At 62.5% G+C, this 26,668-nt stretch carries 27 protein-coding genes; 11 read left to right on the top strand and 16 right to left on the bottom strand.

The features are described 5' to 3' along the window. Positions 1–38: 38 nt before the first annotated feature. Positions 39–803 carry an inositol monophosphatase family protein gene (locus ACNAOH_RS01675; protein WP_443972020.1) on the bottom strand — a complete coding sequence of 255 codons (765 nt, stop codon included), beginning with the start codon at positions 801–803 and terminating at the stop codon, positions 39–41. Positions 804–838: 35 nt separating this feature from the next. Next, entirely contained in the window at positions 839–2,062 is a 1,224-nt protein-coding gene (gene argJ / locus ACNAOH_RS01670) for a bifunctional glutamate N-acetyltransferase/amino-acid acetyltransferase ArgJ (RefSeq protein WP_443971051.1), read from the bottom strand. 90 nt (positions 2,063–2,152) lie between these two features. On the opposite strand from argJ, the gene ACNAOH_RS01665 reads away from it, so the two are divergent. From ACNAOH_RS01665 to ACNAOH_RS01650, 4 genes are all read left to right on the top strand, one after another. Beyond that, on the top strand, positions 2,153–2,758 hold the full coding sequence (locus ACNAOH_RS01665; RefSeq protein WP_443971050.1) for an energy transducer TonB: 606 nt from the start codon (positions 2,153–2,155) through the stop codon (positions 2,756–2,758). 95 nt (positions 2,759–2,853) lie between these two features. After that, positions 2,854–3,135, top strand: a complete 282-nt coding sequence (locus ACNAOH_RS01660) for a hypothetical protein (RefSeq protein WP_443971049.1) — start codon at positions 2,854–2,856, stop codon at positions 3,133–3,135. Between the two features lie 102 nt (positions 3,136–3,237). Then, positions 3,238–5,994, top strand: a complete 2,757-nt coding sequence (gene secA, locus ACNAOH_RS01655) for a preprotein translocase subunit SecA (RefSeq protein ID WP_443971048.1) — start codon at positions 3,238–3,240, stop codon at positions 5,992–5,994. 50 nt (positions 5,995–6,044) lie between these two features. After that, entirely contained in the window at positions 6,045–6,803 is a 759-nt protein-coding gene (locus tag ACNAOH_RS01650; protein ID WP_443971047.1) for a sulfite exporter TauE/SafE family protein, read from the top strand. 3 nt (positions 6,804–6,806) lie between these two features. Here the strand turns inward: ACNAOH_RS01650 and ACNAOH_RS01645 are convergent, their stop codons facing one another. Further along, positions 6,807–8,057 carry an MFS transporter gene (locus ACNAOH_RS01645; RefSeq protein ID WP_443972019.1) on the bottom strand — a complete coding sequence of 417 codons (1,251 nt, stop codon included), beginning with the start codon at positions 8,055–8,057 and terminating at the stop codon, positions 6,807–6,809. 292 nt (positions 8,058–8,349) lie between these two features. Here ACNAOH_RS01645 and ACNAOH_RS01640 point away from each other — a divergent pair, with 292 nt between their 5' ends. Beyond that, positions 8,350–8,898, top strand: a complete 549-nt coding sequence (locus ACNAOH_RS01640; protein WP_443971046.1) for a PEPxxWA-CTERM sorting domain-containing protein — start codon at positions 8,350–8,352, stop codon at positions 8,896–8,898. Between the two features lie 13 nt (positions 8,899–8,911). On the opposite strand, the gene ACNAOH_RS01635 is transcribed toward ACNAOH_RS01640, so the two are convergent. The 7 genes from ACNAOH_RS01635 to ACNAOH_RS01605 are packed head-to-tail and all read right to left on the bottom strand — an operon-like array spanning position 8,912 to position 14,091. Then, positions 8,912–9,712, bottom strand: coding sequence for a TrmH family RNA methyltransferase (locus ACNAOH_RS01635; RefSeq protein ID WP_443971045.1), 801 nt, complete (start codon positions 9,710–9,712; stop codon positions 8,912–8,914). A 14-nt stretch (positions 9,713–9,726) separates the two neighbouring features. Next, positions 9,727–9,999: an HPr family phosphocarrier protein gene (locus ACNAOH_RS01630; RefSeq protein WP_443971044.1), complete on the bottom strand. Its 273-nt coding sequence runs from the start codon at positions 9,997–9,999 to the stop codon at positions 9,727–9,729. Next, the gene (locus ACNAOH_RS01625; RefSeq protein ID WP_443971043.1) at positions 9,996–10,403 is read right to left on the bottom strand and encodes a PTS sugar transporter subunit IIA; all 408 of its coding nucleotides are present in this window, start codon (positions 10,401–10,403) and stop codon (positions 9,996–9,998) included. The genes ACNAOH_RS01630 and ACNAOH_RS01625 overlap by 4 nt, the downstream gene beginning before the upstream one ends. A 39-nt stretch (positions 10,404–10,442) precedes the next feature. Next, complete coding sequence (gene rapZ / locus ACNAOH_RS01620; protein WP_443971042.1) at positions 10,443–11,354, bottom strand: RNase adapter RapZ; 912 nt, start codon at positions 11,352–11,354, stop codon at positions 10,443–10,445. After that, on the bottom strand, positions 11,351–11,794 hold the full coding sequence (locus tag ACNAOH_RS01615) for an HPr kinase/phosphorylase (protein WP_443971041.1): 444 nt from the start codon (positions 11,792–11,794) through the stop codon (positions 11,351–11,353). The genes rapZ and ACNAOH_RS01615 overlap by 4 nt, the downstream gene beginning before the upstream one ends. 13 nt (positions 11,795–11,807) lie before the next feature. Next, positions 11,808–13,418: an ATP-binding protein gene (locus ACNAOH_RS01610; RefSeq protein ID WP_443971040.1), complete on the bottom strand. Its 1,611-nt coding sequence runs from the start codon at positions 13,416–13,418 to the stop codon at positions 11,808–11,810. Beyond that, a complete protein-coding gene (locus ACNAOH_RS01605; RefSeq protein WP_443971039.1) occupies positions 13,387–14,091 on the bottom strand; it encodes a response regulator transcription factor in 705 nt (234 codons plus the stop codon). The genes ACNAOH_RS01610 and ACNAOH_RS01605 overlap by 32 nt, the downstream gene beginning before the upstream one ends. Positions 14,092–14,359: 268 nt before the next feature. Between ACNAOH_RS01605 and ACNAOH_RS01600 the strand changes: the two genes are divergently transcribed. From ACNAOH_RS01600 to ftsH, 5 genes are all read left to right on the top strand, one after another. Next, a complete protein-coding gene (locus ACNAOH_RS01600) occupies positions 14,360–15,961 on the top strand; it encodes a phosphoenolpyruvate carboxykinase (protein WP_443971038.1) in 1,602 nt (533 codons plus the stop codon). A gap of 89 nt (positions 15,962–16,050) precedes the next feature. Further along, positions 16,051–16,368, top strand: coding sequence for a hypothetical protein (locus ACNAOH_RS01595; RefSeq protein ID WP_443971037.1), 318 nt, complete (start codon positions 16,051–16,053; stop codon positions 16,366–16,368). Between the two features lie 141 nt (positions 16,369–16,509). Continuing rightward, positions 16,510–17,454: a tetratricopeptide repeat protein gene (locus ACNAOH_RS01590; RefSeq protein ID WP_443971036.1), complete on the top strand. Its 945-nt coding sequence runs from the start codon at positions 16,510–16,512 to the stop codon at positions 17,452–17,454. Continuing rightward, positions 17,429–18,406, top strand: a complete 978-nt coding sequence (gene tilS / locus ACNAOH_RS01585; protein ID WP_443971035.1) for a tRNA lysidine(34) synthetase TilS — start codon at positions 17,429–17,431, stop codon at positions 18,404–18,406. The genes ACNAOH_RS01590 and tilS overlap by 26 nt, the downstream gene beginning before the upstream one ends. A gap of 65 nt (positions 18,407–18,471) precedes the next feature. Further along, positions 18,472–20,418, top strand: coding sequence for an ATP-dependent zinc metalloprotease FtsH (gene ftsH / locus ACNAOH_RS01580; protein WP_443971034.1), 1,947 nt, complete (start codon positions 18,472–18,474; stop codon positions 20,416–20,418). Between the two features lie 152 nt (positions 20,419–20,570). Here ftsH and rpoZ read toward each other — a convergent pair whose 3' ends face one another. Then, entirely contained in the window at positions 20,571–20,915 is a 345-nt protein-coding gene (rpoZ, locus tag ACNAOH_RS01575) for a DNA-directed RNA polymerase subunit omega (RefSeq protein ID WP_443971033.1), read from the bottom strand. A gap of 137 nt (positions 20,916–21,052) precedes the next feature. Between rpoZ and ACNAOH_RS01570 the strand changes: the two genes are divergently transcribed. Continuing rightward, positions 21,053–22,237 (top strand): phospholipase D-like domain-containing protein, encoded by a 1,185-nt coding sequence (locus ACNAOH_RS01570; RefSeq protein ID WP_443971032.1) that lies wholly within the window; start codon positions 21,053–21,055, stop codon positions 22,235–22,237. On the opposite strand, the gene ACNAOH_RS01565 is transcribed toward ACNAOH_RS01570, so the two are convergent. The 5 genes from ACNAOH_RS01565 to dapF form a co-directional block, all read right to left on the bottom strand. After that, positions 22,145–22,885 carry a class I SAM-dependent methyltransferase gene (locus tag ACNAOH_RS01565; RefSeq protein WP_443971031.1) on the bottom strand — a complete coding sequence of 247 codons (741 nt, stop codon included), beginning with the start codon at positions 22,883–22,885 and terminating at the stop codon, positions 22,145–22,147. The two genes, ACNAOH_RS01570 and ACNAOH_RS01565, sit on opposite strands and share 93 nt — an antisense overlap. Before the next feature lie 103 nt (positions 22,886–22,988). Further along, complete coding sequence (ispZ, locus tag ACNAOH_RS01560) at positions 22,989–23,531, bottom strand: septation protein IspZ (RefSeq protein WP_443972018.1); 543 nt, start codon at positions 23,529–23,531, stop codon at positions 22,989–22,991. A 91-nt stretch (positions 23,532–23,622) separates the two neighbouring features. Then, entirely contained in the window at positions 23,623–24,555 is a 933-nt protein-coding gene (ftsY, locus tag ACNAOH_RS01555) for a signal recognition particle-docking protein FtsY (protein WP_443971030.1), read from the bottom strand. Further along, positions 24,548–25,795: a tRNA (N(6)-L-threonylcarbamoyladenosine(37)-C(2))-methylthiotransferase MtaB gene (gene mtaB, locus ACNAOH_RS01550; RefSeq protein WP_443971029.1), complete on the bottom strand. Its 1,248-nt coding sequence runs from the start codon at positions 25,793–25,795 to the stop codon at positions 24,548–24,550. The genes ftsY and mtaB overlap by 8 nt, the downstream gene beginning before the upstream one ends. Beyond that, positions 25,792–26,610, bottom strand: coding sequence for a diaminopimelate epimerase (dapF, locus tag ACNAOH_RS01545; protein WP_443972017.1), 819 nt, complete (start codon positions 26,608–26,610; stop codon positions 25,792–25,794). Before dapF ends, mtaB begins: the two co-directional genes overlap by 4 nt. Positions 26,611–26,668 lie beyond the last annotated feature (58 nt).

The following is a 26,668-nucleotide window of genomic DNA, read 5'->3' as shown; positions in this document are numbered from 1 at the left end:
GCGGCCGGACGTCTCCATGACGCCCGGCCGTTTGACTATCAGCGGTAGAGAATGTCGGCCGCCCGGTCCCACATCGCCGGTGAGCAAGCTGCAATGAGCCCGCGCCCGGCGTCGGCCCCGATTCGATAGGGCGAGCCGTCAGGTCGGGCGACCTTGCCGCCAGCCTCGTTGACGAAGAGCGCTCCGGGCGCATGATCCCATGGCAGTGTGCGCTCGAACACGGCGACATCATTCACGCCCAGCACGATGCGCGGATACTGCTCGGCGGCGCAGCGCGGAATGTCCATCATCGTCAGCTTTCCCTCGGCGCGACGGAGCGCTTCGGCTCGATCGGCGGGGTTCATGAACAGCACGGAGAGACCAGCAACGGGCAGGTCCACACCGGTGCCGCGTGCGGCGATCCGATCCCCATTGACGAAAGCGCCACCGCCCAGCGCGGCATGGCAGAGGCGGCCGGTCAGCGGATCGAGCAACCAGCCCGCCTGCATCTCGCCGTCAGCGACCAGCGCAATCATGAGACCGAACGGCGGCCGCCCGGCAGCAAAATTGCCGGTGCCGTCTATCGGGTCGATGATCCACTGCGTGCCGGCGCCGAGCCGCTCTAGAACCGAAGCATCGGCAGCGACTGCTTCTTCGCCGACGATGGCGGCCTCGGGCAGGATGCTTGCCAGGCCGTCGGCCAGAGCGATCTCGCTCTCCTTGTCCGCAATGGTAACGAGGTCGTCGGCTGCCTTCTCGCTGATCTCGTGTGATGCGAGATTCTGATAGCGCGGCATGACGATATCGGCAGCGACCCGGCGCATCAGCGCCTCGACGGACTTATGAAGTGCGTGCACCTTCAGCTCCGATAATCGGCGTTGATCGAAATGTAACCGTGCGTGAGATCGCAGGTCCAGACGGTGGCGCGACCTTCCCCAAGGCCCAGAGCGACGCCGATCCGGATTTCCTGGCCCTTGAGGTGCGCAGCGACGGGCGCTTCGTCATAACCCTCGACTGCCAGGCCGCCTTCTGCGACGAGCGTATTGCCAAAGCGGATCGCGAGCAGATCGCGCTCGGCAGGTTCGCCGGCTTTGCCGACGGCCATGACGACCCGGCCCCAATTGGCGTCCTCACCCGCGATTGCCGTCTTGACGAGAGGTGAGTTTGCGATGCTCATGCCGATGGCGCGAGCGCTCTCGTCCGATTTCGCGCCAGTAACCGCGATCTCGATGAACTTGCTCGCGCCTTCGCCGTCCCGCACCACGAGATGGGCAAGCTGGAGGCAGACATCGCGCAGCGCGGCGGCGAACGCCTCGGCACCCGGATCGTCCATGCTGGCCAGCGGAGCATTGCCAGCCGCGCCCGTGGCGAAGGCCAGCACGGTATCGCTCGTCGAGGTGTCGCTATCCACGGTGATGCAGGAGAAGCTCGCAAGATTGGCATGAGCGAGCATCGCCTGAAGCAGGGCGGGCTCGACGGCAGCATCAGTGAAGATGAAGCCCAGCATCGTAGCCATATCCGGCGCGATCATGCCCGAGCCCTTGATGATGCCCGCGAGCGTGACGGCGCGATCCCCGATCACGGCGGTGGCGACGGCGCCCTTGGTGAACGTGTCTGTCGTCATGATCGTGGCGGCGGCGTCTTCAAGCGTGCAGGGTGCAGCGACGAAGGCTGCGTCCAACCCGGCTGCGGCCTTGTCGATGGGGAGGGGCACACCGATGACGCCAGTGGAAGCGAGAAACACATCGCTCGGCTGGCAGCTCAGATGCGCTGCAATGCGGGCGGCGTTGGCTTCCACTGCGTCGCGACCCAGCCGTCCCGTAAAGGCGTTGGAGTTGCCGGCATTGACCATCAATGCACGAGCGGTACCGAGCGGCAGCGCGGCGCGGCACCACTCCACCTCGGGCGAGGGGCAGAGGCTCTTCGTCGTCACGCCAGCGACAGTCGTGCCTTCCGCGAACTCGATATAAGTGAGGTCGCAGCGGTCCCACGTCTTGTAGTGCGCGCGCGCGACACGCGGCGTAACGCCGGCGATGGGCGGCAGGGAGGGGAAGGGCAGGGCGAGCGGCGAAATGTCTGTCATGGCAGCGCGAATAGCGCAAAGCACAGGGCGCGCAAATGGGCGTTGCGAGCCTCAATGTTTCGCAATAGCTCATAAGAAAGGGGGAACAGGATGAAGTACTGGATCTTATTGGCGGCGTGCTGCGCCATGCCCGCCTACGCTGTGGACAAAAGCGATGGACCAAAAGGCAATGCCTCCAACTGGTTCACGACCGACGATTATCCGGCGGAGGCACTGGCGACCTCGGCCGAGGGGACGGTCGGAATGAAATTCGATATTGACGCGACAGGTAAGGTGACGTTTTGCGCTGTCACGCAGACCAGCGGGAGCGCCGCGCTTGACGAGACATCCTGCCGGTTGATGAAGGAACGAGGCCATTTCACGCCAGCGCTGGACAAGACGGGAAAGCCGGTCTCTTCGCAGGGGACGCGTAACGTGACTTGGCAGATACCGGAGGACACGGGCACGCCCATAAGCGAATTCCCCCGAGTGACGACGCTCCATTTCAACGTCGATGAAGATGGTAACGCAAGTAATTGCACGGCAACACTGAAATCAGGACAGAGGCCGGAACAGCCACTTCCTTCATTTTCGCCCGAGGGTTGTATAGGTGTGGCCTCTTCAGACGGAAAAGCGAAATTGGTCGACAAGGAAGGAAAGCCTGTCAAAGCCCAGATGCAGGTCAAGATTTTGATCGAAGCTTTCCCAACCAACTAGCCATCTCGTTCAAATCACCTTCATGATGAACGGCATGGACGTTTGCCGTGATTGAACCTATGTAGGCCCGCGACTGAACGGGGAAGCGCGACGCTTTGCAGATCCTGATCCTCCTCTCGGCGATGATCGCCTCGTTGACCGGCTTTGTGGCCGGTGAGCGTCCGGTCGCGCGCGCGCAGGTGGAACGCAGCGTCGAGCAGCGCGGCAGTGCGTCGGCAGCGGTGGCGGGAGCGAGCCAGCAGGCAGCGCGTCCTTCTATCCGCGCACGCGACGCGAAAGCGTTGCCCTGTCCGGATAAGGCGCGCGGCGGGGCAGAAGCAGCGCCCGTTCGTTCCGCTCGTTCAATCCTTCTCCTGAAGCGCGCCTGGCTGGAATAACCGGCCCGCCCCGGTTCACCAGGGCCTTTATCGCGTTCCTTGTTTTCACGCCGGCGCCTCGCCGACGCTTCCTTCATCTTTCTTCATAATAGGGAAACCGCCATGTTCGGCGCATTCGCCAAATCTGTTTTCGGCTCGTCCAACGACCGTACCGTCAAGTCGCTCCGCAAGACCGTAGAGCGCATCAACAGCTTCGAGCCCACGATCAGCGCAATGAGCGACGACGAGCTCAGGAACCAGACGGTCCTGTTTCGCCAGCGCCTCGCCGAGGGGCAGACGCTCGACGACCTTCTGCCCGAAGCCTTCGCGACCGTGCGGGAAGCAGCCAAGCGCACGCTGGGCCAGCGCCACTATGATGTGCAGATGATTGGCGGCATCGTTCTCCATCGCGGCGAGATCGCCGAGATGCGCACGGGCGAAGGCAAGACGCTGGTGGCGACGCTCGCCACCTATCTCAACGCACTGGAAGGCAAAGGCGTCCACGTTGTCACTGTGAACGACTATCTCGCCCGCCGCGATTGCGACTGGATGGGCCGGGTTTATCGCTTCCTGGGGCTCACCACCGGCACGATCGTGCCCAATATCGACGAGCAGGAGCGCAGGGCCGCCTATGACGCGGACATCACCTACGCCACCAATAACGAGCTCGGCTTCGACTATCTGCGTGACAACATGAAGTATGAGCGCGACCAGATGGTGCAGCGCCCCTTCAACTTTGCAATCGTCGACGAGGTAGATTCGATCCTGATCGACGAAGCACGCACGCCGCTCATTATCTCCGGCCCGACCGACGATAAGAGCGAGCTCTATATCGCGGTCGACAAGCTGGTGAAGCAGCTCGTGCCCGACGACTATGAGAAGGACGAGAAGCAGCGCAACATCACGCTGACCGAGGAAGGCACCGAGAAGATGGAGCGCCTGCTGGAAGGCGCGGGGTTGCTTCAGGGCGCCAATCTCTATGATTTCGAGAACACGGCGGTCGTCCACCACGTAAATCAGGCGCTGCGGGCCAACGCCATGTTCCGCCGGGACATCGACTATATCGTGAAGGACGGCAAGGTGATCATCATCGATGAGTTTACCGGCCGCATGATGGACGGCAGGCGCTGGTCCGATGGCCTGCATCAGGCCGTGGAAGCGAAGGAAGGCGTCAACATCGAGCCTGAGAACCAGACTCTCGCCTCGATCACCTTCCAGAACTACTTCCGCATGTACCCGAAAATCTCCGGCATGACCGGCACAGCCTCGACCGAAGCGGGCGAGTTCTACGATATCTACAAGATGAACGTGGTGACCATCCCCACCAATCTGCCGATCCGGCGGGTCGACGAGGAAGACCTTTTCTACAAGAGCACGGAAGACAAGTTCGCGGGTATCGCGCGGACGATCAAGGAGCATCAGGCCAAGGGCCAGCCCGTGCTCGTCGGCACCGTCTCGATCGAGAAGTCGGAGCTCCTCTCGGAATTCCTGAAGAAGGAGGATGTGCCCCACAGCGTGCTCAACGCCCGCTTCCACGAAAGCGAAGCGCATATCGTGGCGCAGGCCGGTCGGCTTGGCGCAGTGACGATCGCCACCAACATGGCGGGTCGCGGCACCGACATCCAGCTGGGCGGCAATCTCGAACTGCGGGTCGACGACGAACTGAAGGATATGCCGGAAGGCCCGGAACGCGAGGCTGCGATCACCCGCATCAAGGCGGAGATCGAAGAAGAGCGCCAACAGGTGCTGGAGCGGGGCGGCCTCTTCGTGTTGGCCACCGAGCGGCACGAGAGCAGGCGTATCGACAATCAGCTGCGCGGCCGCTCAGGTCGTCAGGGCGATCCCGGCCTCAGCCGGTTCTACCTCAGCCTCGACGATGATCTGCTGCGTATCTTCGGTCCGGACACGCTGTTCGCGCGCATGATGCGCTCCAGCCTGGAAGACGGCGAGGCGCTGCCTCCCTCCAAATGGATGAGCAAAGCAATCGAAACGGCGCAGAAGAAGGTCGAAGCGCGCAATTACGACATCCGCAAGCAGGTCGTCGAGTATGACGACGTGATGAACGACCAGCGCAAGGTCATCTACGAGCAGCGCAGCGACATCATGGATGCCGAGACGGTGAGCGACGTGGTGACCGACATGCGCCACGAAACCGTCAATGTTCTCGTTGGCAATGCGTGCCCCCCCGGCACTTACCCCGAACAATGGGATATTGCAGGACTCAAGGCCGAAACGGAGCGACTGCTCAATCTGACACCCGATTTCGACGCCTGGCTGGCTGAGGATCATGTCGAACCGGAAATGCTTGAGGAGCGCCTTGTGGCGCTTTCCGATGCGGCGCTCGAAGAGAGGGTCGCCGCTCTCAATGAGCAGAGCTGGAAGCAGATCGAAAAGAGCATCCTCCTCCAGAATCTCGATCATCATTGGAAGGAGCATCTCGCGACGCTCGACGCCCTGAGGCAGGTCGTCCACCTGCGCGCCTACGCGCAGAAGACGCCGATCAATGAGTATAAGCAGGAGGCATTCGCGCTGTTCGAGCGAATGCTGGGCAGCATTCGCGAAGATGTGACCTATACGATCAGCCATCTCCAGTTCCAGATGAACGAGCCCTCACCGGCGATCGACCTGCCGGAGTTGCCGGACTTCCTCACGAGCCACATCGATCCGCTGACCGGCGAGGACAACAGCGCGGATATCGACGCTGGGAGCCGCGGCTTTATCACCACGACCATTCCCGGTCTGCCGCTGTCCACGCCTCGCGCGGTGTCCGATGCAGCGGGAGCGGACAATGAGTTCGCCGGCCTCGACATCAGCCGCAATGCGCCGTGCCCTTGTGGGTCGGGCGAGAAGTATAAGCACTGCCACGGTGCGCTGGGCTGATTGAAGTGCGCTCATAGAGCCGAGGAAACCGGACGTCCCCGGAGCCGCTGATGCTTGCTCTTGCCGCCTTTTTTGCTCTGACCGCGCTGCTCTACGCTTCCGTGGGCTTTGCGGGCGGCTCGACCTACAACGCGCTTTTGGTCCTCGCCGGCACGGACCCTCAGGTCTTTCCGATTGTCGCCCTCACATGCAACCTCATCGTGGCAGTGGGCGGAACGATCGGTTTTGCACGGGCGGGGTTGATCGATTGGCGGCGGACCTCGCCGATGCTTGCGCTTTCCGTGCCCGCCGCGTGGGCAGGCGGTGTCATCCCGATCTCCAAGGCGCTGTTCATTCTGATGCTCGGCCTGTCCCTTCTGGCAGCGGGCGTGCTGCTGCTGATGCAGAGACCGCCGCAGGATGCCGACGCAGCGCCGCGCGCCGGAGCAGTGGGTCTCCTTGCGTCAGGGCCGATCGGTCTCCTTTCCGGGCTCGTCGGTATCGGCGGCGGCATTTTTCTCGCGCCGGTCCTGCATCTCGTTCGCTGGGACAATGCGCGGCGCGTAGCGGCAACCGCGAGCGTCTTCATCCTCGCGAACTCGATTGGCGGTCTGATTGGGCAACTCATGAAAGCAATGGCGGGGAAGGGTGCTCCCGTCGCGGAGGTGGTGGCCTACTGGCCGTTGGCCGTGGCGGTTCTAATCGGCGGACAGATCGGCAGCCGGCTTGCGATCGGGCGCCTCTCACCCGGTCTGATCCGCAGGCTGACGGCCCTGCTCATTCTTTATGTCGCGATGCGGCTGCTCTGGCAGTGGTGGACGGGCACCTGAGCCTCAGCGCCGCGCGACCCATAGACCCAGCAAGCTGACGACCCCGGCTACGGAGAGATAAGCTCCTACCGCGCCAACGCCGTGGTGAGTCACCAACCAGAGCGCGGCATTGGGCGCCAGCGCCCCGCCGAAAATACCGGCGAGATTGAACGCGAAGCTCGAGCCTGAATAGCGCACGCGCGGCGGGAAGGCATCCGTGAGCCAAGCGCCTAGGGGGCCATAGGTCAGCCCCATGACGAAAAGAGCAAGTGCGAGAGCCACGAAGATGGTGGCAGGGACGGGGGCGGCGAGACCGAGGCCGAAGACCGCGCCTAACGGCACAGTGATTGCGCAGCCTGCGGCTAGCACCATGCGCGGGCTCGACTTGTCCGACCACCAGCCGGCGACGAGAATACCAAGCGCGAGAAACAGGATTGCCCCGAGCTGAACCCCAAGCATTGCTTCGCGAGGCAAGCCGAGCGTAGCAGTGGTGTGACCCAGCGCAAAGGCGGTGGCGATATAGAAAAGTGCAAAGCAGGTGATCGCGCCCAGCATCCCGCCAATGGCCTGTCGCCAGTGGTGCACGAGAAGCTCCGCAAGGGGAATGGCGGGCGGGGGTGCTTCTGCGAGAGCAGCCGCGAATTCGCGCGTCTCAGTAAGGCTGAGGCGTACCCACAGGCCTAGCAGCACGAGAATGCTGCTCAGCAGAAAAGGCAGGCGCCAGCCCCAGGCGAGGAACTGCGCATCCGTCAGCACCGCGCCGAGGATTATGAAAAGACCATTGGCTGCGATGAAGCCAACGGGAGCGCCAAGCTGGGGCATCATGCCGAAGCGAGCCCGCCAGCCTGGAGGCGCATTCTCCACTGCTAGGAGGGCGGCGCCGCCCCATTCTCCACCCAGGCCGAAGCCCTGACCAAAGCGCAAAACGCACAGGAGCAGAGGAGCCACCCAGCCGATCATCGCATATGTAGGCAGGAATGCGATCAGGAAGGTCGAGCCGCCCATCAGCATGAGAGAGGCCACGAGCGTCGACTTGCGGCCCACCCGGTCCCCATAATGACCGAACACGGCAGCGCCCAGTGGCCGGGCAAGAAATGCGAGCGCGAAACTCGCATAAGAGAAAACAAGCTGGGTGGCGGGAGCAGCGCTGGAGAAGAAAAGCGGTCCGAAAACGAGGCTCGCGGCTGTCGCGTAAATATAGAAATCGTAGAACTCGACAGATGTCCCAACGAGGCTGGCCACGAGAATGCGCCGGTTTGCGGCCATGGCGCCCATGCCAGAGGACGGCGACACGGTCCCGCCTGCCGATCCGCTTATGCCCATTGCTCCCCCTCCGCGCCTCGATTTCCGGCTTTCCCGCCTGTAGCCGGATTCTGGATCAATGCCAGCGGCAAGGTGCGGCGGTAAGGCCTTCGTCTCGTCGCGAAAAGGTCTGCGGATTCACCGATCGTCAACCTTGTTTCCATAGAGCGTCATGCACGATCGCTCCAGATGCGGGCAATCGATGATACACTCTGCGGAGCCGCGCGACATTGCAGCGAGACCGCGAAATGGAAGAGGTTGCCACATGGCCAAGTCTAAACTCGCTCAGGCCGCTCTTGCTTCGCTGCTTGCGGCCTGCTTGCCGGTGACTCCCGCTCTCTCCGCCTCGACCATCACTGACCCGATCAGCAATCCTGCGTCGCAGTGGGCTGGCATCGACTATTGGGGTGTTCAGGTCCCGCAATTCACGACCTTCGATCAGTTGCTGACGTTCACCGTGCCGTATGACGCCAAGATCCAGATCTTCATGCAGGGGTCGCCCAAGTTCCTGTTCAGCGACATGCAGATCAACGGCCAGTCGATCCTGAGCGATTTCACGACGAGCAATTCTGGCTTTATCACGGGCACGGGATACGCAGCGGCGGGCAATGTCTCGCTCCGCATCATCGGCGACTATACTTGCAGAAGCTGCTGGGGCGATTGGTTCGGCGGCGCCGTTCAAGTAGCCCCGGGCACCAACCCAATGGTGACCGGTGCGATACCTGAGCCGGCGAGCTGGGCCATGATTATCGCAGGTATGACCATCGTGGGCGTCTTCCTGCGTCGGCGGAAGAAGAGCGCCAGCTTCGCCTGACGCTAAGGCGCCGCTATTGTCGACGCTGCTGATTCAGCACTTCATAGGCCATCACCGCACCTGCTACGGATGCGTTGAGGCTATCTGCCTTGCCCATCATGGGGATTTTGACGAGCACGTCGCATGCCGTCTCATAATCCGCCGGTAAACCGCGCGCCTCATTGCCTATGAGCAGGAAAGTAGGCGCGGCGTAGCGCGGTGCGAGATAATCCAGATCGGTATTGAGGCTGGTGCCAACAAGCTGGCCTGGGCCCGTACGGAGCCAAGCGAGAAACTCCGTCCAGCTTGCCTGCGCGATGCGCTGAGTGAAGAGCGCGCCCATGCTCGCCCGAACTGCTTCCACGGAGAAAGGGTCGACACAGTCGTCCACAAGGATGAGGCCGCCAGCGCCCACTGCATCACCGATGCGCAGCAAGGTGCCCAGGTTACCGGGGTCCCGCATCGCTTGCGCCACGAACCAAATTGGCGAAGAATATCGATCAATCCGTTCCAAATCAGTTGACTGGTCGCGGTAGACGCCCACCAGCGCCTGCGCATTGTCTTTCCCCGAAATCTTGGAGAGAATGTCGCTATCCGTGGCGATGACGTCCCCGCCCGCAGCTTCCACCTCCGCAATCAGGGCTTCTGCCAGGTCATGTGGGCGGGCGTCGCGCGCCAGAAACAGCATCTCGGGGAGGATTCCCGCCTCGCGGGCCTCCGTCAGGATGCGTAGTCCCTCCGCGATGAACAGCTTTTCGCGCTTGCGATGCTTCTTGTCGCGGAGCGAACGGACCCGCTTTACGAGCGGATTAGAGAAGCCTGTGATCTCACGCATAGGCTGGGAGCGCCCTATTCCTCGCCGAAGCGATTCTCGACCAGCGCAGTGAGTAGGCCAAGAGCCTCTTCCGCGCCGTCTCCTTCCACAGCAATCACGATCTCATCGCCTCGTGCCGCGCCGAGCATCATGAGGCCCATGATCGAGGTGCCGACGACCTCCTGACCGTCCTTGGCAACTGTGACCTGCGCGGTCTGGCCAGCAGCGAGCGTGACGAACTTTGCGCTGGCCCTCGCATGGAGGCCGCGCTTGTTGCTGATCATCACGGTGCGGGAAAGGCGACTCACTTCTGTTCGTCTCCCAACAGCTCGGACGCCACGCTGATATATTTCGTGCCTGCTTCCCGCGCCGCCGCTACGGCCTGTACAACGGGCATCTTCTTGCGCGCGCTCTCCAGCCGAATGAGCATGGGCAGATTGACGCCCGCGATCACTTCCACATGGCCGGGGTCAAGCAGCGAGATGGCGAGGTTGGACGGCGTTCCACCGAACAGATCAGTAAGGACGACGACGCCGGAGCCGTCATCGACCCGTGCGATAGCCGTGGCGATCTCGGCGCGCCGCATCTCCATATCGTCTTCCGGCCCAATGCAGATCGTCTCGATCGCATCCTGCCGTCCCACGACATGTTCCATCGCTACGCGAAATTCCATGGCCAATCGGCCATGTGTCACCAATACCAGTCCGATCATCCTGCCCGAGCGCCCCGCTTGTTTGTTCCCAGCGTCCTCTCATCCGCGCCGGTTTTCATAGGCATCGAGTTGTGCCGATTCCAGATTGCGGTGTGAAATGGTGGGGGAAAAGCCCGCGCTGCGCAAGCGTTCCCCGACATCCTCGGTTACACAGACCGACCGGTGGCGTCCACCCGTGCATCCGAAAGCCACGGTGACGTAGGATTTCCCATCCTCGCTGTATCGTGGGAGTACTGTTCTGAGCAGCGCCTCGATCTGACCCACAGCCGCCTCATAAAGCGAATCGTCCCTGACATAGGCCGCCACCGCCTCGTCCTGTCCGGTCGAGTCGCGTAGCGCTTCGACCCAGAAGGGGTTTCGCAAGAAGCGCACATCAAACACCAGATCCGCGTTGCGCGGCACGCCGCGTGAAAAACCAAAGGAGAGAAGCGTAAGGGTCGATTCGAAACTGCCACCGAAGCGCTGGCGAACTTCGGCCTGCAGCCCGTTCACTGCAAGATCGCTGCTGTCGACAAGATGATCCGCCCCGCTGCGGAGCGGCTCCATCAGTTCCCGCTCGCGGGCAATGCCGTCCGCCGCTGGCCGATCCTGAGCAAGGGGGTGCCGCCGCCTGGTCTCGGCATAGCGACGCTCCAGTACGGAGTCCGAGCAATCGAGAAAGAGCATCTCCACATGCACATGATCGCTCTTCAACCGCTCAATGCGACGGACGATGGCTTTGGCGTCGAAACCGCGCGTGCGGCTGTCTATGCCGATGGCAAGGGGGCGTGCTTCGTCGGAACCATGCCCTTCCGGCGTCGGCGCGGCGAGAAGACGGTCAAGCAGCGCAAGCGGAAGATTGTCGACAACTTCCCAGCCGAGATCCTCAAGAGTTCGCAGCGCGCTGGACTTGCCCGCGCCCGAAAGGCCCGTGACGATGAGAATCGACTTGGGAAGCGGACGGCTCGTCACGCGGGCTGGCCTTTCATTTCGAGAGTCCGAAGGATCAGCTCGACCTTGATCGGGGCGGATGCCTCGCGAGCGTCAAGCACGGAGCAGGGAAGGTCCATGCCGGCAAGTCGGATGCTGGATGTTGGCTCGGGCAGGCGTTCCGGGAGGCCGTCGAGCCTGATCGCGAGAGCTACAGTGACATCGTTCTCAAAGGGAAGGGTGACGATTCCGACGTGGCGAACCTCGATACGGCCCGCGATCGTCGCAGGCGCGCGCGCGATGAGGCGGCTCTCCTGCTGCTCAAGGAGCGTGTAGTCGTCGCTTACCAGCACGGCGCCGCGATCGATGAGACGCAGTGCAAGGTCGGACTTTCCGCTGCCGCTCTCGCCCATCAGCAGAATGGCCTTGCCGGCTATTGCAACACAGGTCGCATGCACGGTTTCTGAGGAGAGCACTGCCATTATGCCGAGCCTCCTATCGCGCTTCGTTCGGCTCGTCATCCTCTTGCGGCTGGGCTCGCGGCAGGATGACGACAAAGCTGGCACCTTGGGTGCCGTCCGCACGATCCTCGACATGAATAGTGCCGTTATGTCCGTCGACAATCGTGCGGGCGATCGAAAGGCCCAGGCCACTATGTCGCCCGAAAGCCTCGCTTGCCGGGCGAACGCTGTGAAAACGGCGGAAGATGTTTTCCCGCTCCCTGACCGGTACGCCCGGACCTTCATCGCGCACGCTCACACGGACATTTCCTTGGGAGTTCTCCATGTCGATGTCGACGCTGATGACCCCGCCCGGCGGCGAGAAGGAGCGGGCGTTGTCGATGAGATTGTCGAACACTTGCGCGAGCCGGGCGCTGTCACCCAGCACCAGAGCTAAGCCGTTACGGGGACGATGAAGCTCAATCGTTGCGCCTGAGTCTCCGTCCCGGTTTGACTGGGCCTTGACGAGACGAGACATGAGAATGGCGAGATCAATCGACTTAAAGGGCGTGCGGGAAAGCTGGGCGTCGATCCGCGAGCTCTCCGCGATGTCCGTAACTAGCCGGTCGAGCCGCAGCACATCGTCCTGCGCGATCGCAAGGAGCTTCGCCTGAAGCTCAGGATCGGTGATGCGCCCCATGCCTTCAAGCGCGGAACGCAGGCTCGCGATCGGGTTCTTGAGTTCGTGAGACACGTCCGCGGCGAAACTCTCGGTCGCATCGATGCGCTGGCGGAGCGCTTGGCTCATGTCCGATACCGCGCGGGCGAGAAGGCCGATTTCGTCGCCACGCTCCGGCAGGCGCGGCACGATCACTTCACGCGCGCGGCCCAGCCGGACGCGAACCGCCGCGCTTGAGAGCCGCCGCAATGGCTCCACTATGGTGCGCGCAAGAAAGAAGGACAGCAGAACCGACGTGACGATCGCGGCAAGGATAACGAGGCCGATCCGCAAGCGCTCGGCGCGTACCACCTCCGTAATGTCGCGAGCATTGGTCGTCGCGAGCAGCACGCCGACACCGGGAATGGGCACGGCGGCGCTCAGAAAGGGTGTGCGATCCGGCGCGAATCGATAAACCGTCATTGTTCGGCCGGTCTCAAGCGCCTTCACGGCTTCGGGCCAGGATTCCAGCCGATCGACCTCCGGCTCATGCACGCGCGGCGGGCGGCGGGCGAAAGCGACGGTCTCCACCAGACGATCGAGCACGCGCGCGCTCCTGACTGTCCAGGGATCGGTACGAGGATCGATCAGTCGATAAGTGGGCTCAGCCAGTGCGAAGCTGTCGGCCCTTACGGTGCCGTCCGTCCCATAAAGTCGCAGGCGAAAGCCGGTGACATGGGCGGAACGGACAAGAAGTGCGTCTCGACGCGCCGGCCCCTCCGCATCGAGCGCAGCAAGGACGAGCCCGGCCTCTCGTGCAGTTGCGGTGAGGCGCCCATCCACGAGTCGAGCCCGGTAGCTGTCGAGATAGAAAAACCCTCCCGCCAGAAATGCGAGAGCGAAGATGTTTACTGCCAGAATACGGCGCGTAAGCGAAATGCGCTGCGGCCACTCCGAACGCGTCGATCGCAGGGTCTCAATCCTCGACGAAACGATATCCGGCGCCATAGAGCGTATCGATTCCGTTGAAATCAGGCGCGACCTCGCGGAATTTGCGGCGCAGGCGCTTGATGTGGCTGTCTATGGTTCGATCATCGACATAGATGTCGTCCTGGTAGGCGGCGTCCATGAGTTGATTGCGGTTTTTCACGACTCCGGGGCGTTGGGCGAGAGCCTCCAATATCATGAACTCAGTGACGGTGAGGGTCACTTCCTTGCCATCCCACTCCACCCGATGCCGCGCCGGATCCATCGTCAGGCGACCACGCACAGTGATTTCTGCAGGCGGGCCGGCCTCGCCATTCTCCTGTCGACGCATCTCCACGCGGCGAAGCAGGGCGCGGATGCGCGCGATGAGCAGGCGCTGCGAAAAGGGCTTGGCGATATAATCGTCCGCTCCCATCGCCAACCCAAGCGCCTCGTCCAGTTCGTCGGCCTTCGAGGTCAGGAATATAAACGGAACAGTGCTCTTCTCCCGCAGGCGCCGAAGCAGCTCGATACCGTCCATATTCGGCATCTTGATGTCGCACACTACGAGGTCGGGTGGATTGTCGATGAGTGCCCGCAGGGCCGCGTCCCCATCCGAATAGAGTCGGGTGGTAAAGCCCTCCGCGATCATCGCGATACTGAGCGAGGAAAGGATGTTGCGATCGTCATCGACGAGGGCAATCGAAGCGGTCATGAACTTGGCCTGCTACCCTTCGAATACGCCGTTCCGGCACGCGAATAATGGGCCTATCCCAAGGGGGCGGGAGAGGCAAGCAACCTCTCCTCCAGGGCAGCCTGTCCCGCTTTGTTGCGGTTTGGCGTGCCACGTATGTGGTGACTTGATTTGACCGAGGCTTCAGCTTTGCTTATAGCCACCCGAACTGGCCGGCCGGTAGCGGAATGCCAGAAAATCAGGCACGGAGCGGCTTAGCTCCTCAAAATATAAGGCATTGGAGATCGGCGTGCAGGCTCAGTCTTCCTTCGCCCTGACTGATCAGGGCATTAATACCCAGGCCACCGTGAAATGGAATCTTCTGACTGGTCCCCTCGTCGAGGAAGCCATCCGGAACGGCGAAGGCATGCTGGCAAAGGACGGCCCGCTGGTCGTGGCGACGGGCAAGCACACCGGACGTTCCGCGAAGGACAAGTTCATCGTTCGCGACGAGACGACCGAAAGCACCGTCTGGTGGGGTGAGACGAATCGCGGCATGACGCCCGAGCATTTTGCCGCACTCAAGGCCGACTTCCTCTCGGCGCTCGGTGAGAAGAGCCAGCTCTATGTCGCTGACCTTTATGGCGGCTCGCAGCCCGAGCACCGCGTCAATGTGCGCGTCATCAACGAGTTTGCCTGGCACAATCTCTTCATCCGCACGCTGCTTGTGCGCCCCGAGGCGCGCGAACTGGCGGACTTCGTGCCCGAATATACCATTATCGATCTGCCGAGCTTCCGGGCCGATCCGGAGAAGCATGGCTGCCGCTCCGAGACGGTGATCGCGGTCAACTTCACCGAGAAGCTGATCCTCATCGGCGGTACGGCCTATGCGGGCGAGATGAAGAAGTCGGTCTTCGGCATCCTCAACTATCTGCTGCCGGTGAAGGGCGTGATGCCGATGCACTGCTCGGCCAATATCGGCCCGAACGGCGACACCGCCGTGTTCTTCGGCCTTTCCGGCACCGGCAAGACCACGCTCTCCGCCGATGCCAGCCGCACGCTGATCGGTGACGACGAGCATGGCTGGTCCGATACGGCGGTCTTCAACTTCGAAGGCGGCTGTTACGCCAAGATGATCAACCTCTCGGCCGAGGCTGAGCCGGAGATTTACGCTACGACCAAGCGCTTCGGCACGGTGCTGGAGAATGTGGTGATCGATCCCGCCACTCGCGAAATCGATCTGGATGACAACAGCCTCGCTGAGAACAGCCGTGGCTCCTATCCGATCGACTTCATCCCGAACGCGAGCGAGAAGAATCTCGGTCCCGTGCCGCAGAACATCATTTTCCTGACGGCGGATGCCTATGGCGTGTTGCCGCCGATCTCCCGGCTGACGCCGGAGCAGGCGATGTATCACTTCCTCTCGGGCTACACGGCACGTGTAGCCGGCACCGAGATTGGTGTAACAGAGCCGACGGCAACCTTCTCCACCTGCTTCGGTGCGCCGTTCATGCCGCGTCATCCCACTGTCTATGGCAACCTGCTCAAGGAGCGGATCGCCAAGGGCGGCGTGACCTGCTGGCTGGTCAACACCGGCTGGGCGGGCGGCAAGGCGACCGATCCGGGCATCAAGCGCATGCCGATCAAGGTGACGCGTGCACTGCTCAACGCCGCGCTCGACGGCAGCCTCAATCAGGTCGAGTTCCGCCCCGATCCGAACTTCGGCTTCGACGTGCCGGTTGCGGTGCCGGGCGTGGAGAGCAAGATCCTCGATCCGCGCGCAATGTGGGCGGATGGCGCCGCCTATGACGAGACAGCCGCCAAGCTGGTCAAGGCGTTCGTCGACAACTTTGCTCAGTTCGAGCAGGACGTGGACGACTCCGTGCGTGAGGCGATGCTGACCACTGCCTGATCGACAATTCCGATTTAGCGAGGGGGCGGGGCGTGTTAATTCATGCCTCGCCTTTTTCATTTTTCATTTGTGGCGCAAAGGAGCGAGTCATGGGCCTCTTCGACGGACTTTTGGGTAATCTGGAAGATGCTGCCTCCAAGCTGGGCATACCTGCCGAAACGCTCAGCGCGCTCGCAGAGACAGTGCAGTCCAAGCTGGGGCAGGGCGGCGATCAGATTGCCGCGCTGACCGAAGCGGCGAAGGAGCATGGCCTTTCGCTCGATAGTCTCAAGGGGCTGATCGGCAGCAGCGGCGAAGGCGCGCAGGATCTGCTTGGCAAGGTCGGCGGATTTCTCGACAAGGATGGCGACGGCAGTCCGCTCAATGACATTGGCGAGATCGCCAAGGGATTCTTCGGAAAGAAGTAATCGCCACTCCAAAGAAAACGGCGTCGGAGGCTCCGCTTCCGCTCGTCTGAGGCAGCGGCGCAATGCCGCCTGCGCTTGTCGCAGGCGCGCAATGGCTTATGAAAGCGCTATTCACTTAGACCAACACCCGGGAAGTACCTCATGCGCAATCGTCTTCACATTCTTTCCTCGGCCGGGACCGCTCTGGCCCTGCTCGTGACGGCCGTGCCGGCTCTGGCGCAGTCCGGCTTGGACGGACGCGTAAGCAAGCTGGAGAAGGAAATGCAGGCCGTGCAGCGCAAGGTCTTTCCCGGTGGTGCGGGCGCGGTGCTCCAGCCCGATCTCACTCCGGCGCCCGTCGACACCCAGACCGGCAGTCCCGCGAGCCTGCCGATTGCCGACCTTACCGCGCGCGTGAACGCAATCGAATCGCAGCTGGCCCAGCTGACCGGTCAGGTGGAGCAGAATGGCTACCGGATGCGCCAGCTCGAGCAGCAGTTCAGCGATTTCAAGGCGGCGCAGGCGGCAGTCGCGCTTCCGGCGCTTTCTGCGGATGCATCGGCGAGCACGCCCAATCTCGCCGCAGCGACCCCGGCGGCGCCTTCGCGGCCTGCTGCCAACACTCCCGCACAGAGCCGTCCTGCAGCGGCACCCGCTGGCGCCAACGCGGCTCGCTTGGAAGCCATTGCGGCGGTCGAGCGGCCGAGCACGGGCAATGCCGCTCTGGACGGCTACACCTACGGCTATCGTCTCTGGACCGCGAAGTTCTACCCCGAGGCGCAGGTGCAGCTTCAGGAAACCGTGGATAAGTACGGAAAGACCGATGTGGCCAGCCGTGCGCAGAATCTGCTGGGCCGCGCCTATCTCGACGACGGAAAGCCAGCGCGCGCGGCGAACATACTCTATGAGAACTACCGCCTGCGCCCGAAGGGCGACCGCGCTGCGGAGAGCCTGGCCTGGACTGCCGAGGCGCTCATTCAGCTCAAGCGCAACAGCGACGCGTGCCTGGCCTATGCGGAACTGAACGATGTGTTCGGAGCATCTATGCAGGCCAATCTGCGCGGCATGATGGTGAAAGGCCGTGAACGCGCCAAATGCGGTGCCTGACGAGGAGAGGAATGGCCTTTCTGAGCGGCTGCGGGTCGCAACCCGCGATCTGACTGGTGGCGAGATCGCTCCAAGGCAGCGCATTGGCATTGCGGTCTCTGGTGGTGCCGACAGCATGGCCCTGCTGGACTGCGCGGCGCTGCTGTGGCCGGGGCAGGTCAGTGCAGCGACAGTGGACCATGGCCTGCGCCCCGAGGCGGCGGAAGAGGCCGATATGGTGCGCGCGTTTTCAGAGCGGATCGGCATACCCCATGTGACGCTGGGCCCCGATCAGCCGATCACCGGCAGCGTGCAGGCCAGTGCGCGAACCGTGCGTTACGCGCTGCTCGAAAGTTGGCGGGGCCAAGCGGACATCGACTGGCTGATGACCGCTCATCATGGCGATGACCAGATCGAGACCGTGCTGATGCGCCTTTCGCGCGGTGCCGGGGTGAGCGGACTGGCGGGCATTCGGGCGAAGCGGGGCACTATCCTGCGTCCTTTGCTGGGCGAACGCCGCGCAACGCTGAGGGCATGGTGCGTGGCGCGCGGCGTGCCTTTTGTCGATGACCCTTCAAATAGTGATCCCCGTTTCGATCGCGCGCGGCTTCGTAAGCTGATCAGCGATCGCGAAATTATCGACCCTACTGGCGTGATGCGCGCGACCGGCGCGCTTGCCGAGGCGAACGATGCGCTTGGCTGGATGGAAGAGCATCTCTTCGCGGCCCATGTGCAGGAAATTGGAGGCGTATGGACGCTGGAACGGACGGACTTGCCCAGGGAAATGATGCGCCGATTACTCCTGCGGATGCTGATGAGCACCAATGGTGCAGCAGAAAATCCGCGCGGACCATCCATAGATCAAGCGGTTGTTCAACTTTTCCAGGGTAAGAGAGTCGCGCTGGCGGATTGCATCGTCACAGGGGGATCGACCTGGACTGTCCGGCGCGCACCGCCGCGTCGATCCGTCTGATTGGCCCGGTGGCATTGCGATCCGCCCGTAAACGCCTATGTTGAGGCGCTGAAAGCGAGAGACGAATGAACGAGAATAAGGAACCGCCGGCTAATCCCTGGGTACGGAGTGCGCTCATCCTGGCGGGGGTTTTCCTCGTCCTGCTGATGTTCGTCACAATGTTCGACAGCCGCAGCGCATCGACCAAGGGCACGGCGATTGCTTATTCCGACTTTCGCGAGAAAGTGGTGTCTGGCTCCGTCAAGGAAGTCGCCATCAGTTCCGACCGCGTTTCGGGCGTGCTCGACAACGGTCAGCGGTTCACGGCTTACGCCGTGCCGGACCCTCAGCTGACGACATTGCTCGACGAGAACAAGGTCAAGTATAGCGGGCAACCCGAAGAGCAGCCCAATTTCTGGATGATCCTGCTTTATCAGTCGCTGCCGTTCGTGCTGATCCTCGGCATTGCTTTCTTCGTGTTGCGTCAGATGCAGAAGGGCGGCGGTGCTGGCGGCGCCATGGGCTTCGGCAAATCCAAGGCGAAGTTGCTCACCGAAAAGCACGGCCGCGTCACGTTCGACGACGTGGCCGGTATCGACGAGGCCCGTGAGGAACTGCAGGAAATCGTTGAGTTTCTGAAAGACCCGAGCAAGTTCGCGCGACTGGGCGGCAAGATCCCCAAGGGCGCTTTGCTGGTCGGCTCGCCTGGCACGGGTAAGACGCTGCTTGCGCGCGCTATCGCCGGTGAGGCGGGCGTGCCTTTCTTCACCATTTCAGGTTCCGACTTCGTCGAAATGTTCGTGGGTGTCGGTGCGTCTCGCGTGCGCGACATGTTCGAGCAGGCCAAGAAGAACGCACCGTGCATCGTATTCATTGACGAGATCGACGCGGTTGGCCGTCATCGCGGCGCTGGTCTCGGCAATGGCAATGACGAGCGCGAACAGACGCTGAACCAGCTTCTGGTCGAAATGGACGGCTTCGAGGCGAACGAAGGAATCATCATCATCGCCGCGACCAATCGGCCGGACGTGCTGGATCCGGCGCTGCTGCGCCCCGGCCGCTTCGATCGTCAGGTTGTCGTGCCGCGCCCGGACATTGAGGGCCGTATCAAGATCCTCGAAGTGCATATGAAGAAGCTGCCGCTGGCGCCTGACGTCGACGCGCGGACCATTGCACGCGGCACGCCGGGTTTCTCGGGTGCCGATCTCGCAAACCTTGCCAACGAGGCAGCGCTGATGGCCGCACGGCGCGGCAAGCGGCTTGTCGCGATGGCGGAGTTCGAGACCGCTAAGGACAAGGTCATGATGGGCGCGGAGCGGCGCTCCATGGTGATGACCGAGGACGAGAAGAAGATGACCGCCTATCACGAGGCGGGCCATGCCATCGTCTCCGTGCACGAGCCGGCTTCGGACCCGATTCACAAGGCCACGATCATTCCGCGCGGACGAGCGCTGGGCATGGTCATGCGACTGCCGGAGCGGGACAGCTACAGCTATCATCGCGACAAGATGTACGCCAACCTTGCGGTTTCCATGGGTGGGCGCGTGGCGGAGGAAGTGATCTTCGGTTACGATAAGGTCTCTTCCGGCGCTTCGAGCGACATCCAGTATGCGACGAAACTGGCGCGCGACATGGTCACGCAATGGGGCATGTCGGACGAAATGGGACCGCTGCAGTATGAAGAGCCTCAGGGCGAAACTTTCCTGGGCTATTCGCAGAGCCAGCGCGTCCATATGTCCGACGAGACGGCCAAGAAGATCGACACCGAGATCCGCAAGATCGTCGACTTCGGTTATAACCGCGCCGCCCAGCTGCTGAACGACCATCAGGATCAGCTCCATCTGCTCGCCAACGCGTTGCTCGAGTATGAGACGCTCTCTGGCGAGGAGATCAAGACGCTGCTGGAGAAGGGCGAGATCGTGCGGGACGGTGAGACGATCCGACCCACGGCCGTGCCTGTCGTCGGCACGTCGATCCCCCGGACGAAGCGCCGCAAGCCGCCTGTGAACGATCCCACGCCGCAGAGCGTCTGAGGACCCTCCTCACGATATTGAAATTGCCGGTCCGGCCCCTTGCGGGTCGGGCCGGTTTTCATTTGTGCTGCTGATGAGCGCGGCGGGCAAAGAAAAACCCGGCCATCAGACGATGACCGGGCCTCCTTTTCGATTGAGAACCGCGTTACCGGTTAGCCGTCGTAGTCGGCACCCAGATTGTGGTTACGCGGCGGGGTCGCCGCCGTCAGGCGCAGCGCCTCTGCCGAGCGGGACAGTGAGCCGATCTCGTCCGGCGTATCATCATCGTCGATCTGCAGCTTCTGCATCGAGCTGATGAGATCTGCCTGCAGATCGTCCGGAAGAATTGTTTCTTCCGCGATCTCGCGTAGCGCAACGACCGGATTTTTGTCACGATCGCGATCGATCGTCAGCTCCGCGCCACCCGAGATGGTGCGGGCGCGCTGAGCGGCAAGCAGGACGAGATCGAAGCGATTAGTAACCTTGTCGATGCAATCCTCGACAGTAACGCGCGCCATAGAAGGCTCCTCATGCGGAAATAACGGTATCCGGGAAAGGCCGGGCGCTAGCATTTGATAGGCATGAAGTCAAATATCTCAAGTGTGAAGCGCGGCTCTGTTGGCTTGTCTCGCGCTTTGGCCCATGGTCGCCTTTCATGGCGACGCTGGAACACTTCCCCGAGGATATGGAGCGGCCCGAGACGACCGTTGACGGCAATCGGCTGACACTTTTGCCCGGAGGCCGGGAACGGTTGCAGCTGCTCATCGAGATGATCGAGGGCGCCAAACAGCGCGTCTCGCTCTTCTATTATATCTTCACGGATGACCTCTCTGGCCGCCAGGTTCGGGACGCGCTGATCGACGCCTGCAATCGCCAGGTGCACGTGACGCTAATCGTCGATGCATTTGGTTCCGCGACGACACCGTCCACTTTCTTTGAGCCGCTGATCGACGCAGGGGCGCGTTTTGGCTGGTTCGGCGCCAAGCGCAGCACACGCTACCTCATTCGTAATCATCAGAAGATGGCGATCGTGGACGGCAAGCGCGCGATGGTCGGCGGCTTCAATTGCGAGCATGGTTATTTCATTTTCCCTGACGATGCGCAGGGTTGGAGCGATTTGGGCGTGCTTGTCCGGGGTCCGCTCGCCGCAGATCTTCAGCACTGGTACGACGGAATGGCCGCTTGGACGCTGGGTACCCGACAAACATTCCGTCAGTTGCGCGCGCTTGTGCGGCGATGGCAACCGCCGGAGTCAGGCGCGATGTGGCTGATGGGGGGGCCGACGCGGCACCTTAATGGCTGGGCGCGCCGACTGAAGGTCGACCTGGAGAAAGCCAGTCGTGTAGACATGGTCGCGGCTTATTTCTCTCCTGGCCTAGGGATGATCCGCCGGCTGCGGCACATCGCGCGGCGCGGGAAAGCGTGGCTCGTGCTCGCGGCGAAATCCGATAACCGGATGACGATCAGCGCGGCGCGCCATCTCTATGCTCGGATGCTCCGCTCCGGTGTCGAGATCTTCGAGTTTCAGCCCGTTCGGCTGCACATGAAGCTCTATGTGATCGACGACATCGTGTATCTGGGCTCCGCCAATTTCGACAAGCGAAGCCTCTTCCTCAACCTGGAAGTCATGCTGCGTGTGAGGGACGCGAGATTCGCGGAGGATTGCCGTCAACTCATTGCGACAATGACCGCGCAGAGCCGCGCTATCGATGAGGCCAGATTCCGCGCTATGCGCGGCCCGCTTGCGTCACTGCGCTGGTGGTTTGCCTATCAGATCGTCGGGGTTCTGGACTACACGGTCACCCGCAGGCTCAACTTCCGCAGAGAAACCCGGCGCTGAGGCCTTGTGCGCCCAGAAGAGGCGCGCGGGCGGAACGCACAGCCATGACCAGCGCGACACCACGTGAGAGAATTCCGCGCGGAGAAGCGGCAGCACATATTCGGAATATTGATAGACGAGGAACTGGCCGCCAGGGCGGATCGCCCGCGCCGTCGCAGCCATGATGGCCTTGTCCAGCCCCTTGGGCAGAGTGGAGAATGGGAGGCCAGAGACGATATAGTCCGCCTTGCCCAGCCCATGATCAGCCAGAATGGATTCCACGTCGGCAGCTGACCCGTTGACGCAGAGCAGACGGGAATCATCGATCGATGTACGAAGATGCGCGACGAAATCGGCGCTCGTGTCGATTGCCACGAGCCGGGCGGTGCGGGGCAAACGCTCGAGGATTGCGCGCGTGAACACGCCGGTGCCGGGCCCGTATTCCACGACACAGCGCGTGGCGCTCCAGTCCACCGGATCCAGCAACCGGTCGATTGTCGCGCGCGCAGTCGGAACGATCGACCCGACCATGCCGGGCGACTTTAGGAACTGCCGGAAGAAGAACAGGCTGGGGGAGGGCATCCGCTCCATGACGTTTTGCGCCAGCGATTGAACTGGCGTCTTGCCCGTTACAAAATCCCGGCGGTCTGGCAAGGGTCGACTGGACATGAGTATCGCTCTCCGCTGACGTTCATTCCAGAACGCAAGCGGCCGACAAAAGCTGCATGATTGTGACAATAGGCCGATTGGCCTCCAACCGGGCTCGTGCGAGTCAGTTGCTGCGCGTTCCGTCCAGCGCAAGGCCATGGCGCATAAGCATCGGCACATTCGCCAAAGCGAAGACAAGGGAGGCAAGCGTTACGCCCCATACCTTGAGAGTGAGCCAGGCGTCATAGCTCATCGTCGCCCGCGTCACTTCGTTTACCACGGCAAGCGCGGCGAAATATAAACCCCAGTTGCGCGAGAGCTTGAGCCAGCCGGTCTCCGAAAGGCCCTGGTAGGCGGCCTGAAGAAGATATTTGAGCAACGGCCGGCCGCGTGCCCAGCCGACAAGCAGCATCAGCGCGAAGAAGGTGTAAATGAGCGTCGGCTTGATCTGAATGAAGCGCTCGTCATGAAAATAGAGGGTCAGCGACCCGAAGAAGAAGACCAGGATCGCCGAGAGCCAGAGCATGGGTGAAACCTTGCCGAGCTTCACCTTGCTGACGAGCACGGCGACCGCGATGGCGACCATGAAGGCGCCGGTGCCCGCGAAGATGCCAATGAACTTGGTGGCGAGAAAGAAGACGAGCAGCGGCCCGAAATCGAGCGCCATGGGGAACCAGCCTTCGCCCTTACCGGCCGATCCCGCGGGGGGAGCGATGGGCGCGCCATCCACGGTTGCGGGCGGCTCGGGTGTATTGAGATCAGCGGGCATAAGCGGCTCCGGCAATGGCGCGCGCGAGCTCCGCAGGATCGAAGGGGCGCAGGTCGTCGATTGTCTCGCCAACGCCGATCGCGTGAATGGGCAGGCCGAACTTCTCAGCCGCCGCAACGAGCACGCCGCCCCGCGCCGTGCCGTCCAGCTTGGTCATGACGAGACCAGTGACACCAGCAACATCCTTGAAAATCTCGATCTGGCTCAGCGCATTCTGTCCGGTGGTGGCATCCAGAACGAGCACGACGTCATGGGGCGCGGCGGGGTTGAGACGACCCAGCACGCGGCGGATCTTGGCGAGCTCGTCCATCAGTTCGCGCTTGTTCTGCAGGCGCCCGGCCGTATCGACGATCAGCACGTCCGTTCCTGAGTCCGTTGCCTGCTTCACGGCGTCGAAAACGATGCCTGCAGCATCACCACCTTCCGGCCCGGAGACGATGGGTACGCCGATCCGATCCGCCCAGACCTTCAGCTGGCCGATGGCCGCGGCGCGGAACGTATCGCCAGCGGCCAGCATCACCGAATAGTCCTGCTCCATGAAGAGATGAGCGATCTTGGCGATTGTGGTGGTCTTTCCTGAGCCGTTGACGCCGATCACGAGGATCACCTGCGGCCGGGGGAACGCCTCGATTTCCAGCGGCTTCGCCACCGGAATCAGCACCTTCTCGATTTCCTCCGCGATAATCTCGCGCAGATACTCCTCGGTCAGGGTGCGGTTATAGCGCCCTTCCGCGAGACGATTGCGAATGCGGGCGGCCATGGGCGGCCCGAGATCGGTGACGAGCAACGCGTCCTCGATCTCGTCGAGCGTCTGCTCGTCAAGCGCCGCCTTCGTTACAAGGCCGGCAAGGTTCTCGCCCAGCCGCTCGGACGTGCGGCGGAACCCGCCAAAAAGTTTATCGCGCCAGCTCGTTTCAGCCATGTTCCGCCCCATGCGCGAGAAGCGCGCCATCCTCAAGTCCGGTGATGCGTGCCGCGATGATCTGTCCGGCGTCGTGGTGCCTCTGAAAGCGGACCGGAGCAAAGCTGGCGCCATGGCCGGCAAGGCCGCTCGTCTCCACAAGCACATGCTGCATCGAGCCGACCAATCCGCCAAGCCAGCGCGACCGCTCATTAGCGCAAGCAGCACGAAGCCGGGCAGCGCGGGACTTTATCTCGGCCTGATCAACCTGCGGCATACGTGCGGCCGGGGTGGCGGCGCGGGGCGAATAGGGAAAGACATGCCCGTGCACTACGCCGCACTCCGCCACGATATCGATGCTCTCCTGAAATTGCGCCTCGGTCTCGGTAGGAAAGCCCGCGATAATATCCGCCCCGATTGCGATATCGGTTCGTGCGGCACGGAGACGCCCGGCCAGATCGACAGCCTGGGCGCGCGTATGTCGTCGCTTCATGCGCTTGAGGATCATGTCGCTGCCGGCCTGAAGGGAGAGGTGGATATGCGGCATGAAGCGCGGCTCGTCCGTAATCAGCCCCAACAGCCGGTCGTCCAGCTCGGCGCCGTCCAGTGACGAAAGGCGCAGGCGGGGGAGCTCGGGGACACTGGCAAGGATGCGTGCGACGAGCGAACCGAGCGACGGCGCACCGGGGAGATCCGGCCCATAACTCGTCACATCCACTCCGGTGAGCACCACTTCCTGCACACCCTGATCGACCAGCGCTTTCACCTGATCGACAACGGCGCCGGCCGGAACCGACCGGCTGGGGCCGCGTCCGTAGGGAATGACGCAGAAGGTGCAGCGGTGATCGCAACCATTCTGGACAGCAACGAAGCCACGCACCCGGTCGGCGAAGGCGGCAACGAGGTGCGGCGCGGTTTCACGCACTGTCATTATGTCGGCGACGGCTACTTTAGCGCCTGCGTCCAGCGTCGTGCGGATCGTATCCTTGCGATCATTGCCGATCACCTGACTGACCTCGGGCATGGCTGCAAACATGGCGGGATCGGTCTGGGCAGCGCAGCCGGTCACCACGATGCGCGCATCCGGGCGGCGGCGGGCAGCACGCCGGATGGCCTGCCGGGTCTGGCGGACGGCTTCCGCCGTCACTGCGCAGCTGTTCACGATGACGAGATCATCTGCCTCGCCAAGCTGCTGGTGCATCGCTTCGCTCTCCGCGATGTTGAGCCGGCAGCCGAGGGTAATGAGCTCCGGTCCGCTCAAACCAATGCGTCCAGATCGATCGTTCCATCAAACACATGGGCGGCGGGGCCAGTCATCTGGATGGTGCCTCCCGGAGTCCAGTCGATGACGAGATCGCCGCCGGGGAGCGACACAGTAACCGGCGAGGAGGCCAACTTGCGGCGAAGGGCGGCGACTGCGGTCGCGCAGGCGCCGGTGCCGCAGGCGCGGGTGAAGCCAGCGCCGCGCTCCCATACAATGAGACGGAGGGATGCCGGACCAGTGACTTGAGCGAAATTGACGTTGACGCGTGCCGGGAAGAGCGGATCTGTCTCGATGATCGGACCAAGCCGGTCGAGCGGAAACGCGGCGAGATCGTCCACGAAGAAGATGACATGAGGGTTGCCGACGTTCACTGCTGCGGGTGGGGGCAGATTCTCCCAGCTCGCGGGCATCATGAGCGTGTCCATTGCATAGGCGAGGGGGATCGCCTCCCACTCGAAGCGCGGCACGCCCATGTCCACGCTGACGGAGAGATCGGCGTCAGTGCCCCCCATGCGGGCGCTGAGGATGCCGGCCTGCGTCTCCACCGTGACGTCTCGCCCGACGAACAGCGGGACACAACGCGTGGCGTTGCCACAGGCCTCCACTTCACTTCCATCCGCATTGAAGATGCGCATGGAGACATTCGCCTGAGTGGAGTTACCGATCAGAATGACCTGATCGCAGCCGACACCGGTTTTGCGATCGGCCAGCGCACGGGCGAGCGGCGCAGTCATAGTTAGCGGCGCCTCGCGGGTGTCGATCACCACGAAGTCGTTGCCCAAGCCCTGCATCTTTGAGAAAGCGCGGATCATGACGCGCATTTAGGTGCGCGATCGGGTGAAGTCCATCTCAGCGGCCATATCCGTATCG

Origin of the sequence: Sphingobium sp. CR28, from assembly GCF_052327305.1 — a bacterium.
Taxonomy (GTDB): domain Bacteria; phylum Pseudomonadota; class Alphaproteobacteria; order Sphingomonadales; family Sphingomonadaceae; genus Sphingobium.
The sequence above is the reverse complement of the archived record's forward strand: the minus strand, read 5'-3'. Positions and strand labels throughout refer to the sequence as shown.

Bases quoted from the DNA above. Each gene is read 5' to 3' on its own strand.
- ispZ (WP_443972018.1), bottom strand. From the start codon at position 23,531: ATGGCGCTCGATTTCGGGCCGCTGCTCGTCTTCTTTCTCGCCACCAAG.
- ACNAOH_RS01605 (WP_443971039.1), bottom strand. From the start codon at position 14,091: ATGACCGCTTCGATTGCCCTCGTCGATGACGATCGCAACATCCTTTCC.
- ACNAOH_RS01590 (WP_443971036.1), top strand. From the start codon at position 16,510: ATGCGCAATCGTCTTCACATTCTTTCCTCGGCCGGGACCGCTCTGGCC.
- ACNAOH_RS01675 (WP_443972020.1), bottom strand. From the start codon at position 803: ATGCGCCGGGTCGCTGCCGATATCGTCATGCCGCGCTATCAGAATCTC.
- ACNAOH_RS01640 (WP_443971046.1), top strand. From the start codon at position 8,350: ATGGCCAAGTCTAAACTCGCTCAGGCCGCTCTTGCTTCGCTGCTTGCG.
- ACNAOH_RS01565 (WP_443971031.1), bottom strand. From the start codon at position 22,885: ATGTCCAGTCGACCCTTGCCAGACCGCCGGGATTTTGTAACGGGCAAG.
- ACNAOH_RS01615 (WP_443971041.1), bottom strand. From the start codon at position 11,794: ATGGCAGTGCTCTCCTCAGAAACCGTGCATGCGACCTGTGTTGCAATA.
- ftsH (WP_443971034.1), top strand. From the start codon at position 18,472: ATGAACGAGAATAAGGAACCGCCGGCTAATCCCTGGGTACGGAGTGCG.
- ACNAOH_RS01625 (WP_443971043.1), bottom strand. From the start codon at position 10,403: ATGATCGGACTGGTATTGGTGACACATGGCCGATTGGCCATGGAATTT.
- ftsY (WP_443971030.1), bottom strand. From the start codon at position 24,555: ATGGCTGAAACGAGCTGGCGCGATAAACTTTTTGGCGGGTTCCGCCGC.
- ACNAOH_RS01610 (WP_443971040.1), bottom strand. From the start codon at position 13,418: ATGGCGCCGGATATCGTTTCGTCGAGGATTGAGACCCTGCGATCGACG.
- argJ (WP_443971051.1), bottom strand. From the start codon at position 2,062: ATGACAGACATTTCGCCGCTCGCCCTGCCCTTCCCCTCCCTGCCGCCC.
- ACNAOH_RS01645 (WP_443972019.1), bottom strand. From the start codon at position 8,057: ATGGGCGCCATGGCCGCAAACCGGCGCATTCTCGTGGCCAGCCTCGTT.
- ACNAOH_RS01650 (WP_443971047.1), top strand. From the start codon at position 6,045: ATGCTTGCTCTTGCCGCCTTTTTTGCTCTGACCGCGCTGCTCTACGCT.
- ACNAOH_RS01665 (WP_443971050.1), top strand. From the start codon at position 2,153: ATGAAGTACTGGATCTTATTGGCGGCGTGCTGCGCCATGCCCGCCTAC.
- ACNAOH_RS01595 (WP_443971037.1), top strand. From the start codon at position 16,051: ATGGGCCTCTTCGACGGACTTTTGGGTAATCTGGAAGATGCTGCCTCC.
- rpoZ (WP_443971033.1), bottom strand. From the start codon at position 20,915: ATGGCGCGCGTTACTGTCGAGGATTGCATCGACAAGGTTACTAATCGC.
- secA (WP_443971048.1), top strand. From the start codon at position 3,238: ATGTTCGGCGCATTCGCCAAATCTGTTTTCGGCTCGTCCAACGACCGT.
- ACNAOH_RS01570 (WP_443971032.1), top strand. From the start codon at position 21,053: ATGGCGACGCTGGAACACTTCCCCGAGGATATGGAGCGGCCCGAGACG.
- dapF (WP_443972017.1), bottom strand. From the start codon at position 26,610: ATGATCCGCGCTTTCTCAAAGATGCAGGGCTTGGGCAACGACTTCGTG.
- ACNAOH_RS01635 (WP_443971045.1), bottom strand. From the start codon at position 9,712: ATGCGTGAGATCACAGGCTTCTCTAATCCGCTCGTAAAGCGGGTCCGT.